Origin of the sequence: Finegoldia magna (assembly GCF_018371055.1) — a bacterium.
Lineage (GTDB): Bacteria > Bacillota > Clostridia > Tissierellales > Peptoniphilaceae > Finegoldia > Finegoldia magna_I.
In genome coordinates this window covers 1-15,293 of record NZ_JAGYZD010000018.1, presented here as the reverse complement: position 1 = coordinate 15,293, position 15,293 = coordinate 1, and the positions used below count along the sequence as shown (strand labels likewise).

The 15,293-nt window shown below is 33.8% G+C and carries 9 protein-coding genes; 1 reads left to right on the top strand and 8 read right to left on the bottom strand.

Going from position 1 to position 15,293, the window contains the following annotated elements:
* Positions 1–198 precede the first annotated feature (198 nt).
* On the bottom strand, positions 199–5,637 hold the full coding sequence (locus KHW44_RS01690; protein ID WP_304065156.1) for a cell wall-binding repeat-containing protein: 5,439 nt from the start codon (positions 5,635–5,637) through the stop codon (positions 199–201).
* A gap of 151 nt (positions 5,638–5,788) precedes the next feature.
* Between KHW44_RS01690 and KHW44_RS01685 the strand changes: the two genes are divergently transcribed.
* Positions 5,789–6,340 (top strand): ECF transporter S component, encoded by a 552-nt coding sequence (locus KHW44_RS01685; RefSeq protein WP_002835767.1) that lies wholly within the window; start codon positions 5,789–5,791, stop codon positions 6,338–6,340.
* Positions 6,341–6,392: 52 nt separating this feature from the next.
* Here KHW44_RS01685 and sdaAA read toward each other — a convergent pair whose 3' ends face one another.
* The 7 genes from sdaAA to KHW44_RS01650 all read right to left on the bottom strand — a co-directional run.
* Positions 6,393–7,292, bottom strand: a complete 900-nt coding sequence (gene sdaAA, locus KHW44_RS01680) for an L-serine ammonia-lyase, iron-sulfur-dependent, subunit alpha (RefSeq protein WP_094210472.1) — start codon at positions 7,290–7,292, stop codon at positions 6,393–6,395.
* A gap of 9 nt (positions 7,293–7,301) precedes the next feature.
* Complete coding sequence (sdaAB, locus tag KHW44_RS01675; RefSeq protein ID WP_304065150.1) at positions 7,302–7,964, bottom strand: L-serine ammonia-lyase, iron-sulfur-dependent subunit beta; 663 nt, start codon at positions 7,962–7,964, stop codon at positions 7,302–7,304.
* Between the two features lie 263 nt (positions 7,965–8,227).
* A complete protein-coding gene (locus tag KHW44_RS01670) occupies positions 8,228–10,258 on the bottom strand; it encodes a cell wall-binding repeat-containing protein (protein ID WP_304065148.1) in 2,031 nt (676 codons plus the stop codon).
* A 52-nt stretch (positions 10,259–10,310) separates the two neighbouring features.
* Positions 10,311–12,146 carry an ABC transporter ATP-binding protein gene (locus KHW44_RS01665; protein WP_304065146.1) on the bottom strand — a complete coding sequence of 612 codons (1,836 nt, stop codon included), beginning with the start codon at positions 12,144–12,146 and terminating at the stop codon, positions 10,311–10,313.
* The gene (locus KHW44_RS01660) at positions 12,130–13,932 is read right to left on the bottom strand and encodes an ABC transporter ATP-binding protein (protein WP_304065144.1); all 1,803 of its coding nucleotides are present in this window, start codon (positions 13,930–13,932) and stop codon (positions 12,130–12,132) included. The genes KHW44_RS01665 and KHW44_RS01660 overlap by 17 nt, the downstream gene beginning before the upstream one ends.
* Positions 13,933–14,011: 79 nt before the next feature.
* Positions 14,012–14,677: a sensor histidine kinase gene (locus tag KHW44_RS01655; protein WP_094204424.1), complete on the bottom strand. Its 666-nt coding sequence runs from the start codon at positions 14,675–14,677 to the stop codon at positions 14,012–14,014.
* 7 nt (positions 14,678–14,684) lie between these two features.
* The coding region (locus KHW44_RS01650) for a LytTR family DNA-binding domain-containing protein (RefSeq protein ID WP_304065139.1) at positions 14,685–15,293 on the bottom strand (609 nt) is incomplete at its 5' end.

The window sequence follows — 15,293 nt, the reverse complement described above, 5'->3', positions numbered from 1 at the left end:
TCAATCTTGACCTCGCCCTTCAAATTTAAACTTTTTTTTACTTGTATAACTTCCAAAATAACCTCCATCAGTCATTCGTTTTTCTTGTTTATATATAAAATATTATATCATATCAATTTAGCGTTGACTAATTTTTGAGGGTTTTACAATTTTTTTACAACACAAAAGCCTCCTTGCTTAAGGAAGCTTTTGTGAAATTTATTTAGTTTTTTCATAAACTATAGTATACTCTGGATTGTCGCCAATTTGGTTTACTCCTAGTATTGTCTGAAGATTTCTGTAATCTGTGTAGTCCACTCCGTCTGGTAATTTTATTTCTGTTTTATCTGATTTATCTGAATTACGAACTATTTTAACTGGTTTGTAATTTTCGATTTCATCTGGATAAATTCCTGCTGCACATTCTCCAAAGAAATTGTACGATCTTTTATCTACAGAATTTTTGATTGGATTACCATTCACATCGACGTAGTTTAGTTTCAATGTTGTTTCTTGTTTTTCCAAATCATATTTTCCGGCATTAGTTTTTCCAGAAGCCAATATATTTGCACGAACTACGACATTTTCATCGTAGTTTTTGCCATCAACTGCAACTTTGTAAGTGAATATTTGGTCCTTAATTAATGTGTTAGGCCCAATTATTTCCATTGTTTGATAATTTCCATCGCCATCAATTCCATTCAATGCTGGAACTACCATCTTAAATGCCGCAGCTCCTAATGAAGGTTGGTTTACGATGTACCATTCAACTCCTCTATTGTCGAAAATTCTAACTTTAGTTTTCTTAGCTTCTAAGTTTGTTCCATAAACGTGAGTAAATGTCTTTTTGGATTCTTGAATTTTCGGAGTTTCACCGTAAGTTATATCTGGAATTTGTCCTTTATCTGTAGAAGTTGCCCCATAAGTTTGAATCTTAATAAATGCTAACGTAGCGGCATTAACATCCCCGCCTTCTGCGACCAATGAAATTACAATTGAATTCGCTCTGGATCTTGGATTATTTCCAGGTAATTTTTCGAATTTTCCATTCTTTTCTGGTTGGTACAAGATTTCGTAAGACACTGTTCTATCTGTTTTGTTTTCTGGAAGCTCGAATGTTATTGTTTGTTCATCACCAGCTCCAGAAATTGTTCCTGTAACTTCTGGTTGTTTTCCTTTTCTTGCTACATCCGTATCTTCTGTCGCAAGTTTTGTTTGCATCACAGCTTTTACTCTTGCATCTTCTGACAAATTCATTCCATTCACTTTAATAATGACTGTTCTGTTTTTGTTAGTGATGACCTTGTCACCTTTAATTGTAGCTTGACGAACGATTGGCTTTCCAATATTGATACTATAGTCAACATCTCTGTTCAAACTTTCAGTGCCTTTTTCCTTAAATATGCCTTGATTTATCTTGATTTTTGCTTTTTTAAAACCAAGACCTTTTACATCTAGTGGCTTTTCAAGTGTAATTACGAATTTCTTATCTGACAGCTCAACAGTATCTTGGTTTCCTAATCTTTCATAGTTTCCGTCAGCATTTTTATCGATGCTAATTCCAGCTTTTAAGCTTCCATCAAATATTTCTTCGATTTCTTCATTAAAACCAACTTCGATTATCTTGCCGTCTTTTGACGCGTGAACATAACTTGGAAGAATTTCTTCATAAGACGCTTTTTCTTCAGTATATTTTACTCTGAAATATGCTTCATAAGATTTCTCCAAATCTTTCTTATTTCTCACCAAAATTTTGTACACATCTTCTTCGTTGCCTTTTGTTAAAGCTATGCTATCTGCAACAATTTGCTCGAACTCACCTGACTTTTCAAAAGTTGACTTTATGGTTGGATCTTTTACAAATTTTCCGTTCACAAGTCTATAGAATGAAACTGTCAAGTTATCAGGATTTATATTTTCACCAACTATATTTGTTCTTAGCTTTTCTCCATTTTTTAGTATTGGTGTAATAATGTTGATTTTTTCGATAGATGATTTTGCGTCTTCAGATGGATTTTGTTTTATTTCAACTGATTTTTCATAGAATTTAGTGTGAGATCCAGTTGAAGTAACGTAAATTTTGTAAGTTTTTTCTGTTGCTTCTTCATTCTTTCCAACTTCAAATTCCAATAATCTTGTGGCTTTTTCCCCACTAACTGTAACTTTTGGGAAAGTTTCATTTCCTTTATCGTCAACTAATTTTACAACGAATTTGTCATCAGAAACATTCTTAAAATTACCCATTGCTTTTAGAACAACTTTTCCACCTTCTGCATCTAGATTTTCTGTTGTTTCTAGTGATAAATCCATTATTCCTTCAGGAATTTGTTCTTCTGTATCTGATTTTTCTTGTGTTATTTTTACAGTTTCAGTTACAAAATAATTTTGGGATCCTGTTGATGACACATAAACTGTGTATTCTTTTTCTTTTGTTGTAGTATTTTTAGGAATTTCAAATGAAACAGTTCTCATATTTTTATTTATATCACCTAATACATCTACTTTAGGAAATGTTTCATTACCATCGTTATCGACAAGTTTTACTACGAATTTATCATTTGTAATTCCTTTCAATATACCCCTTAGTTGAACTTTTGCAGTTGAAGAATCCTTTGATACTTTGTCTGAAGTTTGCAATATGAGTCCTTGAATATTTTCCTCTGCAACTTTTTTATCTTTTGTTAGGACATTCAAAGTACAGTCGCTTTCAGGCATTATGAATTGGTAAGAATCTCCGACTTGTTTGAAGTTGACTTTCATCGGATCTCCTTCTGCATTCAATCCACTTACATAAAACATCGATATTTCTTTTCCAGGCTTTGCTTTTACTACAACAGTGTCGCCTTTTTTAGCTTCTGATTTTTCTTCGCCATTTACTGTTATTACAACGTCCTTATTGCTTGAAATAATCTTGAACGTTTTTTCAACTTCTTGTGTTCCCGAAGATTTTTCTTGAGTTAAAGTAAATTCCGCTTTCTTGAAATTTTCCTTCTTACCTGTTGATGTTGCGTATATTTCGTATGTTTTTCCCTTATCAGTAGTATTTTCTGGAACTTTAATATTTATAACTCTGAAAGCTTTTGATACATCTCCAGTAACTTCAATTTCAGGATAATTTTCTTTTCCTTCTTCATCAACTAATTTCACAATAAATTTGTCGCTTGGAAAGTTGTTGATTTCACCAACAACCCTAATCTTAGCAATAGCATCTTTTGCTGGAAGATTCGAAGTTGTGACTTCTTGAATCATCGCGATTTTTTCTTCTTCAGGTGTTTCTGGTTTTTCTGCTGGTTTTTTCACTTGTAATTTTACGCCATTCAAGTTCCATCCGTAAGCTTCTGCAAATACAATTTTTAAGTTAGCGCTTACTGTTTTCCCGTAATTTGCTTTTAAGAATTCATCTGTAACTTCTAAATTTATTTTGTCTTTTTTTACATCAAAAGTAGATTTTACTCCTTCTACATTAGTTGTTACATTTACAAGTCCCGATGCATCTTCCATTTCAAAAGCTTTGGCAAATTCATTAAACAAATTTCCTAGTCCTTTATATTCTGGTGCAAACGAAACTTTATTGTTATCAACTGTAACTGGTTGAGTTTGAATTACATTTTGGCCATGGAATCCAACACTTCCATCTCCTTCTTCTTGTTTCATATATCTTGGCAAAATGTAGTTTGCTAATTTAGAATAATCGCTGACTTTATTATCCGAAAAATCTAAATGATTTATTTTTTCCATTCCAAGAATTATATCTACATTTTCGATTTTGTTTGCAGACACGTCAAAGAATGTCAACTTAGTTAAGTTCTTAAGAGAAGAAATATCTGTGATTCCATCATAATTTATTCTCTTTTGTCCTTCTTTTCTAACCTTAACATTATTGTGAAGATCCAATCCTGTTAGATTTGTCAAGTCTTTAAGTGGCTCAACATTTTCAATTATGTTGTTGTATAATTTCAAGAACTCTAAGTTTTTAAGATTTGCTAATGGAGATACATCTGTAATCCTATTTCTTTGAAGTTCCAAATATTTCAAGTTTTTCAAATCCTTTAATGGACTAAGGTCAGAAATCTCATTTTCATTTACTTTTAATTTTTCCAAATTAGTAGCGTATTCAATTCCTTTTAAACTCTTCATTCCTCTTGTTACAGAGAATTTGAAATTTTCTGTATCAGATAAATCTTGGGCTTTCCCTAGTATTGAATATGTGTCTTTGGATTCTTCTGTAAATATTGGCTTATTAGTTTTCTTGTCTAAGAATATGGATACTTCTTTCAAAGATTCCATTTCTTGTTTTGTAATACGTTTATCATCTGCTCTGTTTACATCCAAGTTTTTGTTTAATACTTTCAATAACTTCGCATCTTCAATATCTACGTATTCTGGCTTTTCTTCTTCGCTCTTTTTGTGCGCTTTGATGATTTCATCTTTTAATGCATTGACGCCTTCTATTGTTTTGGCTTTGTTGATTTGGTCGATGTATATTTCTGATGTGATGCCATTGTTCTTCAATCCTTCAATTGCTTTTTCTTTGGCTTCTTTTAGAGCTTTTTCTTTTGCAATATCTTCCGGCTTTTCTTCTGGTCTTTCTTCTGGTTTATCGCCAGGTTTGTCCTCGCCAGGTTTTTCTTCAGGCTTTTCTTCAGGCTTTTCTTCGCCTGGTTTATCTTCGCCTGGTTTATCTGGCGTTGAAGGATTATCTGGTGTTGGTGTCACTGGAGGTGTGTTTGTTTTTTTATCTTCAGTTATTCCAACACTTGCAATTTTTTTAATTTGTTTTGAAGATATGGATAACTCTCCACCTACTACCGTGATTTCTTTTGTGTTGTTATCTTTAACTATTTGTTTGATAAATTCTGTTTTGTCAGGATTTGTTAATAATATTGGTTGATTATTCTTGTGTGCAAATGGAGCTACTGACAATGCGTCTGGATAATTTCTTCCATCTGCTAATACGAATTTTTCAAGATTTCCGAATTCTTTTGCGATTATCAATGCTGTTTCATAACGGTCAGCTCCTGCTAATCTTCTCGTATTTTCTAATCCTTTTATATTAACGGATTTTTCTCCACCGTAGATTAAGGAGACTTTGTCATTTGTGATTCCTTTTGGCAAATTATGTCCATCTGTCAAAATAATTGGCAAGTTTTCTTTTGTGGAAAGTGGTATTGCGCACAATGCATCTGCAAAGTTTAGTCCACTTGCAAGTGCAACTTTTCCATTAGGATTAATTTGTTTGTACACTTCAACTGATGTTTCAAATCTGTCTTTTCCTGCTAATCTTTTAACATTTTTAAGTCCTTTTACATTTACAGATTTTTCTCCACCTACAATGATTATTTGACTTGGGCTAAGTCTATTGATTTCGTCTTTGATGACTTGTGGTAGGTTGTCTTTTTGTGTCAATAATACTGGTGCATTTTCCTTGTTTGCAAGGCTTCCTGCAACCAAACTATCTGCAAAATTTTCCCCACTCGCTAGTACAATTTTTTTGATGTGATTTGGGAATGTTATGCGGCTGATTTTCGCTGATGTTTCGTAACGATCTGATCCACTTATTCTGTCTACTGTAATTTTGTTTTGTTCTTCTGCAAGTACCGGTGTGAATGAGCTCATTACCATACTAGCAGTAAGAATTACTCCTAAAAATTTCTTCATATAACCTCCTGATTTAAAATCTACACTTTATTATATATTCCTAAATCAATATTGACCAGCTATTACTTATTGAAATTTTTTATAAATAGATTATTCTTCTTATTTTTATGTATAAGTGGTATAATTGTGTAAATGATCAAGGAGGAAAAAAATGAAATTAACTACAAAAGATTTGACAAAAATCGGTGTGTTTGGCGCTTTGACTATCGTTCTTGGACTTACTCCTTTGGGAATGATTCCGATTGGTCCTGTTAGAGTGACTACACTACATATTCCAACTATTGTTGCTGCATTGGTTGCTGGTCCTTGGGTTAGTTTATTCGTGGGATTGTTGTTCGGTTTGTTTTCATTGGTAAATAATATTATTGCGCCGACAATTCTTTCATTTATGTTTTACAATCCATTGGTTTCCGTGCTTCCAAGAGTTTTAATAGCTGTGGTGACTTATCAAGTTTACAACAAATTAAGAGACAAAAACGATGTGATTCGCTATGGAATTCCAGCGATTTGTGGAAGTGTAATGAACACTGTTGGTGTTTTGGGAATGGCGTTTATTTGTCATTCGAAACAAATCGAAAGCGTTATGCACGTTAAAGCACAATATTTTCTTGGAGGAATTGTCGCTACGAATATGCCTTTTGAAATCGTGATATCATTTGTGTTGGCGATTTTGATTGCAAAAAGTGTAAACAAAAACAAATAGTTCAATTAAAAAATCCACAAGATTTTTAAAATCTTGTGGATAATTTTTTGTTTTAATCTTCGTCGTCATCACTGATGTTGCATGATCCCAAAAATCTTCTTCTGATATCTTGACCAGTTTTTGTTCCTGCAACTCCGCCCATTCCTGTTTCTCTCAATGATGGTGGAAGAGTTTTGCCGACTTTCCTCATTGCTTGGCACACTTCTTCGAATGGAACTATACTTGTGATTCCTGCCAATGCCATGTCAGCGCTTATCATTGCGTTTGTAACTCCCATTGCGTTTCTGAATGTGCAAGGATATTCTACAAGTCCTGCGATTGGGTCACATACAAGTCCCAATACGTGTAGGATTGCAAATGATGCTCCGTGGAATACTTGTTCAATAGAGCCTCCTCTTAAAAATATCAACGCACCTGCTGCCATCGCTGCTGCAGAACCTGTTTCTGCTTGGCAACCTCCGTCAGCGCCAGAAAATGTTGCGTATTTTCCCAACAATTGTCCAACACCGATTGCAACTAACATTGCATCGATAAGTTCGTCGTGTGAGCAGTTGTATCTTTGTTTAAAACTCATAAGAGCTGCCGGTAAAATTCCTGATGAACCTGCTGTAGGTGATGCTACGATTTTTCCCATAGCTGCACTGATTTCCAATGTTGAAAAAGCCATCGCCATTGCTTCTGCTGTGAATTGTCCTACGATTGGTTCATTTTCATTTGCGTAAACGTGCATTTTGTGTGCAAATCCGTCGATCATTTTTTGGTTAGTCACTGAAGGTGTTTCCAAGAAATCTGTCGCAGATTTTTCCATAACATCTAGCATGTGTGACAATTCATTTCTGATGAATTCTTCAGATTTGCCAGTTCTTTCGTTTTCTATTTCTATAACGTATTCGTAAAAAGGTCTGTTTTCCTTCTTAACTTTATTGATTATTTCTAATGATGTATCAAACATAAACTCTCCTTAACTTCGTTGAATATATTTTGTGAAAAGAAATCTATCGTCTTTTAATAAATTTTCTGTCAAATCTTCGCCGATATTTTTATCCAATTCAACAATCAAAGTTACGATTCCGTCGTGTTTCAACGTCTTCATTCCTTCGATGTTGTAACCATTTCTGGCAAGTTCTGAAGAAATATCCGCGATAATTCCTCTTACATCCACGTATTTCAATAAAATTGTAGGATATGTTCCTGTAAATTGAACAGCTATTCCGTTGATGTCGATGATTTCGATGTTTCCACCGCCGATTGATGAGCCAACGATATACATAGTAGTTCCATCTTCGTATGTAAATGTAATCTTCGCAGTATTTGGATGCACATCCCCTAAGTCAGCTTCTCTAAAAACATAGTCGATTCCTCTTTGATCAGCGATTGCAAATGAATCTCTAAGTCTAATGTCGTCTGGTTCAATTCCCAATACACCAGCTAACAAAGCTCTGTCTGTACCGTGACCCTTGTAAGTTTTCGCAAATGATCCGTGAAGATCAAACTCAACTTTTGTGAACTCATTTCCAGCAATCATAAGAGCAGTCTTTGCAATTCTACAAGCACCTGCAGTGTGAGAGCTAGAAGGTCCAATCATTACAGGTCCCAAAATATCAAATATATTATATTCTCCCATAAAAACCCCCTAATTAATTTCCTTAACAATTATATCATAACAAACTAAGTGAATAAAGGAAAATATGTTTATTTTTTCGCAAAAAATAGAGAGACTAAAAGCCTCCCTATATAAAATTTTATTTATGGAATCCTGCTGGATCAAAACTATAGCATTTTTATTCCATAATTTTTTTATTTGTTTTATTATCACATATGAAGTTTGTGATAATTATTTTATACAAAAATAAATAAAAAATGGCCTCTATAAAAGAGACCATTCATTTATCTTACTACTACTGCCATTCTTCTCGACAAATAATTTTCCGATACTTCACTGTATGATTTTGTGATTTCGTTTGAGTACCAAGGATCTGCAATGTAGAATCTGTTTGTTTTTGGATTGTATCCATTGATGCAAATTCCGTGGTTGTTTGCGAAAAATCTCTTTCCGTAAACATTTGTTGACCATCTTGGTTTTTCCCATCTCAACGTTCCGTAGTACATGATTGTGTTTCCATTTTGAAGTTCAGCCAAAATATCTCTCATATTTGAGCCAGAAATATTTTCTGCCTTACCATTTGCAAATCTGTTCGCAAACTTAGTCATTGGTTCTGGGTTCATATATGTCGCCATAACTCTTGTGTGATAATAAGCGTCCCAAACGTAAGGATTCTTTGAGAAACCAGTGTTATTATCGTTAGTATTCATTGGGAGTTGATTCAAAAATTCATTGTAAGTGTACTCCAACGCATAACCTTTTGCTTGTAATGCGTGATACATTGCTGTTGGTTCGCAACCAATTGGAGCAGCTTTTTGTTTGATGCCACGTTGTGATTTTGGTGTGATTTGGTTCATTATATTTGGAACTGTGATGTGAACTGTGCCGAAATCTTGTGGATTGTAATATTTAAATCCTTCCGGTCTAATCCATCCGTTAATTCCATTGAATGACAAATTAACCCACTTATCTTCAACCTTAACAACTTTCAAAATCTTGTTAACTGCAACGTCGATTACTTTTTTCGCTGTGTCTTTCATTTCAGTTAACAAAGAGATTGCTTTGTTATTAACAACGTAATCTTTTAATCTGAATATATTTCTGTCTGTTTTGTAAACTTTGATTAATTCTTTCTTTAATAAAGCGTTCTTAATATTTGTGAAGCAATCATCTGAAATAGAATTTTTGCCGCCAAATATATAAGATTTTTCTTCTACATTCAAACCTTTCAAATAATTTTCGTGAGTTTGTGCTTTGTTAGAAGAATTTGATTCTTTTTCCAATTGAATATTATTTCTTGGAACTAAAACAATTGGAGCGTCGATTTTTTGACTAACTGGAGCTGCTGCTAATGCATCTGCATACACTTCTCCTGTTGTAAATATAGCTTTTTTGGCGTTTGGATAAGCGATCTTGGATACTTCAACGCTTGTTTTGTATCTGTCATGACCTGCAATTCTTGTAGATTTCAAATTAAGAATGCTGTCGATTTCTGCTTTTACAGAATCGCTAATGCTGTTAGCTCCACCTACGATATAACTTTTTAAAATCTTTGTCTTATCGATTGATGATAAATACTCTTTAATTGATGTAGGTAGTGTGTTTTTTTGAACTAGAAGAATTGGAGATTTTGTTTTGTTTGCAAGTCCAACAGAACTCAAACTATCTGCATAATTTTCTCCGCTTGCAAACACTAATGTGTCCGCATCTTTCTTGTTCTTTGCTAATTTTGCGTTGACAGCGTATCTGTCATGTCCGTCGATTCTTTCAACTTCGATTCCCATTTTTTTCAAAAATTCTTCAACATCTTTGCTGATTGTCTTTTCGCCACCAATGATGTGAACTTTTTTGATGTTTTTGTTCTTTAGTTGTTGTCTAGTTTTTTCGTTTAACTTGGAACCTTCAGTGTACAAAATCGGCATTTTACCGTCAGTGATGTTGCCAGAGCTTATCGCATCGGCGAACACTTCGCTTGATGTAAGTACAACTTCTTCTGCCTTGTCGAAAAACTCATCGTGAATCTTGTTTGCAGATTCAAATCTGTCATGTCCTTCGACTCTTTCAGCTACATTTTTGTCCGTAAGAACTTCCTTGTGTTGTTCTTTTTCCTCTTGTGGTTGTTCTTCTTTTTGGTTTTCTTTTTGATTAGACTTTTCTGTAGAATTTTCCTCTTGTTTGGTACTATTTTCAGGATTTAATTGTACGTCATTTATTTCAACTTTTGGTGAAATAATGTTTTCTTCCTCCGCATAACTAATTCCTGTAGTCATGGAAAATGCTAGTAAAAAAGCTATCAATAATTTCTTTTGATTCATACCTTCCTCCTCAATAAAAATTATACCACATATTTAGAAGGAAATTTCATTTTTAAACATAAAATTCTGCTTGTGCATCCCACAATTTTTTATACATTCCGTTCTTCGAAATCAAGCTGTCGTGATCTCCTGTCTCAGCGATTTCTCCCTTGTCGAACACGATGATTTTGTCCGAGAATTTGCAACTAGATAGCCTGTGTGAGATAAAAATCGCAGTTCTGTCTTTGATTATTTGACCCAATTTTTCGTAAATTTCTGCCTCACTTATAGGGTCCAAACTCGCCGTTGGTTCATCCAATATCAAGAACGGACTGTCTTGGTACAACGCTCTTGCGATGGCGATTTTTTGTTCTTGACCTTTGGAAACGCTGATTCCATTTTCGTCTATATCTTTGTACAGATAAGTTTGGATTCCCTTGTCCCATTTTTGAACATCATCGTACATTCCGACATCTTTTAGCGATTGAACTACTTTTTCTTCGTCGTAATCCATTCCCGAAGCGACATTTTGTGCCAATGGATATGCAAACAAATTAAAATCTTGGAACACAACTGAGAATATTTTCAAATATTCGTCGTATCTGTATTTTTTGATGTTAATTCCGTTCAACAAGATTTCTCCTTCAGTAACATCGTAAAATCTAATCAACAACTTCACAAAAGTAGTCTTGCCACAACCGTTTTGCCCCACAATCGCCAATTTTTTTCCAAGGTCGAATTTCAAATTGATATTTTTCAATATCCAATTGTCAGTTCCAGGATATTTGAAGCTGACATTTTTGAATTCGACTTCGTATTTTTTGTCGGATCTTTTTTCCGTAGTCAAACTTCCGTTGTAAAAATCCGATTTTTTGTGCAAATAATCCATCGTAAGTTCTGCGTACGGAGTGTTACCTTTGTACAATGCAACTCCTTCCAAGAATTTCGACAAATTGCTCGTAAAATTTATCAAACTTCCCAAATATTGGCTGAGCATTCCTATTGAAATAGCACCAAGTAATGATTTGGATACTACAACAAGATAAATCAACAAAACTTGTAATTTCGAGAAAAATTCGCTGAGTATTTTGTATGTGACACCTTCTGTCGACATAATTCTGTCAAAAACTCCACCAGGATTGAAAACCCCACATTCATTAAGCATATTAGATGCAATATTATATTGACGATACATTCTAGTATCAAGCATTCTATATTGATCTCTCATCCTAGAACAATAAAATGAGAACACTCGATTTCCAAATTTTCCTTCTTCATTTATTTTATGCCAAATTTCAAATTGTTTTGCGTTAATTTTCTGTGAAATCCACGATAAAAATACAACCACTACAATCAACAAAACATTTATCCAGACGCTATTTAGAAACGAAAAACTTTCTGGTGCGTTCCAGCTTGTAATGAGAAATTGATACGACAACACCAAACTACCTATCATCGCCAATAAAGACTCCAATATCATATCGTATGCGTAAAGAACTCTTATAATTCCGAATTCACCGAAGTTTATGTTTTGTTCTATATTCGATTTTTCTCCAATAATTTCTGTATCTTGGGATTGTTTGTAATCCAATTCATTGTATTTTTCGGATAAAATATGAAAAAATATCTCGTATTTCTTGTCATTGTATGTGTTTTGGATTTTATTCGTCAAGGCGATAATAATTTGAATGAAAAACACTGACAACAAAGCAATTACTGCCCATTTACCTACAAATCGCACAGGCATCTTGTTGACAATTCCATCTATCATTCTAGCAGATGCGTAAATACTAATTAACGGGAAAACTGCTGAGAATAAACAGTTAAGAGTGTAGTTGATGATTAGTTTTTTGTAATTTTTCCACAAAACACTCCAAGTATCTTTGAATAGTTTAAGATTCTTTTGCATTGTAGTCCTCCCTGTAATATTTCGCTTGAGTGTCGAACAAATACTTGTACGTTCCACCTTTTTCCATCAATTCTTCGTGAGTTCCACGTTCTTCAATCCCGTTATTTCCAATCAACAAAATGTAATCGCAAAATCTCGTCGAAGCCATTCTATGAGAAATAAAAATCGATGTGTGGTTTTTCGTTAGTTCATTGTATTTGTTGTACAAGTCCCTTTCTGCCAATGGGTCAAGCGCTGCTGTTGGCTCATCTAATATCAAAAACTTCGAATTCTTGTACAAAGCTCTCGCAAGAAGTAGTTTTTGAGTTTCTCCACCCGATAAAACCGGTGAATCTTGGTAGATATATTTTTCAATCGTGTTGAATACACCATTTGGAAATTCCTTAACCTTGTCGTAAAGACCTGCTAATTTCAACACTTCTTCCACGCCTTCCACATCATCTGTAGATTTTGATTGAGTTACATTCATGTAAATAGTTTCTGGCAATATCGAATAATCTTGGAACACCGCAGAGAAAATCTCGTAATATTTTCTTCTGTTGAGTTCTCTCAAATCAATTCCATTGACAAGCACACGACCCTCTGTTGGATCCAAAAATCCTATCAAAAGTTTGATCAACGTAGTTTTCCCCGATCCATTGAGTCCAACAACAGCGACCTTTTCTTGTGGGTTGACTTGGAAGTTCACATTCTTCAATACATATTCGTCACTACCTGGATATTTATATCCCACATTTTCGAATTTTATCGTAATATCATCATCAGGATTTAATTCGATTCCTCCGTCTTTTTTGAACTTTTCTTCCAAATCCACAAACTCTCTTACAGTTGCGATGTCCTTCGCTTCCATAAAAAGCACACTGAGAAAATTGAACAATCTTTGAACATCATAGCCGAATTTTGTTTGTGCGGAAAAAGCCAACAAAAACATACTGGCATCGATTTTGCCATTCACTGCAAAATTTATCAAATAATAATATGTAACGGAATTTCTCAAAAGGTTGAACACGCAATCCAAGAAATCTGCTATCAACATTTTGTTGCCCATTTTGTTCAAGAAATCATCGTACAACACAAAAACGCTGTCGTATATATCGTCCAGCCAATTTCCTAGGCCAAACATTCTGATATCTTTTGCGTATTCTTGACTGCTCACTGAATAAATGTAGTTGAATTCCTTCTCAAATTTAGCCTGAGTTTTCCTATTATCGTACTTCCATTGTTTAAATTTTTTTGAATACAGAAAACTAATCAAACTAGCGATAATCGACACCAAAATTATGAAAATAGGAAGCCTTGCAAGTAAAATCAAATACACACTTGTGCTGATTAATAAATACAAAACGTCTTTCATCGTAAGCCAGATATTTTCCGTCGCTACATCATTTCCTTTTAGATTTGTGTTCGCCTTTTCTGATATATCCAACACATTTTTGTCCAAAGTCATCTCATAATCCATCGACAAGAATTTTTCTATACATTGATTCATCAAAATACTTCTTATGTAGATTTTCTTGGACAATATTCTCAAATCCAACGACTCTTTTGTCGCTGAACAGACGAAAATCAAAACCGCAAACACGACAACTGTAAGCATAATTGTTCTGAAATCTTGTGAATTTTCAACCATTTTGATAATTTGTGGAGTAAAATACAACTGTAAAATATCAATTCCAGCAGTCGTGATAGCCATAATTATCAGCATGAAAATCAAACTTTTTTGGTTGTTCCACGCAAGATTGAACATAAATTTAATATTATCATTTGTAGAATATTTTTTCTTCATAACTACCTCCCAATAATATATTAACCGAAATACTATCGTATTTACGTTTTAGGGATAAGCATATCAAAAACAGGGATGACTATATCAAAATCTCCGTCGTAAAAGCATTGTCCTCTGAATTTCTGTTGATGTAACCATCGTATTTGTCAACGATTTCGTCGATACTGATAAGTCCTAGACCTCTGTTTTCGCCCTTTGTCGACTTGAAAATTCTGCCAAACTTCTCCTGTTTTTTGCTACTTGTCTTGTTAGTAAATGAAATGTACAATTTATTGCCCTTCATATCCATATAAATCCTGATAAATCTATCCTCTTCTGGCAAATTTCTCACCGATTCAATCGCATTGTCGAACAAATTCCCGATAATCGTCGCCAAATCGATATCTTTTATATCCAAAATATTCGAAATCTTACAGTCTGCGATGCATTTTATGTTTTCATTAGTCGCCATAGTTATCTTGGAATTCAAAATAGCATCCGCCATCCTATTTCCAGTCCTAATCACAGGTGCGATAGAATGCAAATTCTCATCCAAATTATCCAAGTAGTTCTTGATAGATTCCATATCATTTTCAGCCACAAAAGAACGCAAAGTTTGCAAGTGATTTCTGTAATTGTGGCGAAATTTTCTGATATCACGGTACATATTCTCCACTTCTTGATAATGAGTGTTCAACAGTTGTTGTTGATATTCAAAAATATCTTTTTTAGAAAACAAAATCCTAATTTTACTTAAAAATCTCATCTCTCACCTAATAAAACTCAATAATTTTTCTGTTAAGCTCGTTGAACTTTGCATTTGACAACAAAAATTTGCTATCATCTTCCAACAAAACATAATCCTTCTTTGTTTCTGCGATTTTTTCAATATTAATAATCTCCGAACGACTCACCTTGAAAAATCTGTCATCCAGCATATCCAATAGTTGTGTCAACGTCATCCTAATTCTGTAACTTTTATTTTGTGCGAAAATATCCACGTAATTTTTGTCCGAAATGCAACTGAAGATATCCTTCAATAAAATCTTGGTATTAATTCCGTCGTTCTTTACTATAATGAACTTCTCTTTGTTGTTCATTTGATTAGTCGCCTTGTCCAAAAGTTCGAAAAGTTTCTCCTTTTTTATAGGCTTAATCAAAAAATTCAAAGCATTGACATCATATCCGTATCCGATATATTCTGGATAACCACTTATGAAAATAATCTGAATATCGGAATTTTTCTCACGAATTCTCTTGGATAATTCCACGCCATTAATTTTTTTCATCTCAACATCCAACAATAAAATATCTATATAATCATTTTCATCGTAATTGAATATAAAATTCTCACCAGATGTAAAAAGTTCAGTCTTCAAATC

Bases quoted from the DNA above. Each gene is read 5' to 3' on its own strand.
- KHW44_RS01655 (WP_094204424.1), bottom strand. From the start codon at position 14,677: ATGAGATTTTTAAGTAAAATTAGGATTTTGTTTTCTAAAAAAGATATT.
- KHW44_RS01690 (WP_304065156.1), bottom strand. From the start codon at position 5,637: ATGAAGAAATTTTTAGGAGTAATTCTTACTGCTAGTATGGTAATGAGC.
- KHW44_RS01670 (WP_304065148.1), bottom strand. From the start codon at position 10,258: ATGAATCAAAAGAAATTATTGATAGCTTTTTTACTAGCATTTTCCATG.
- KHW44_RS01660 (WP_304065144.1), bottom strand. From the start codon at position 13,932: ATGAAGAAAAAATATTCTACAAATGATAATATTAAATTTATGTTCAAT.
- KHW44_RS01665 (WP_304065146.1), bottom strand. From the start codon at position 12,146: ATGCAAAAGAATCTTAAACTATTCAAAGATACTTGGAGTGTTTTGTGG.
- sdaAB (WP_304065150.1), bottom strand. From the start codon at position 7,964: ATGGGAGAATATAATATATTTGATATTTTGGGACCTGTAATGATTGGA.
- sdaAA (WP_094210472.1), bottom strand. From the start codon at position 7,292: ATGTTTGATACATCATTAGAAATAATCAATAAAGTTAAGAAGGAAAAC.
- KHW44_RS01685 (WP_002835767.1), top strand. From the start codon at position 5,789: ATGAAATTAACTACAAAAGATTTGACAAAAATCGGTGTGTTTGGCGCT.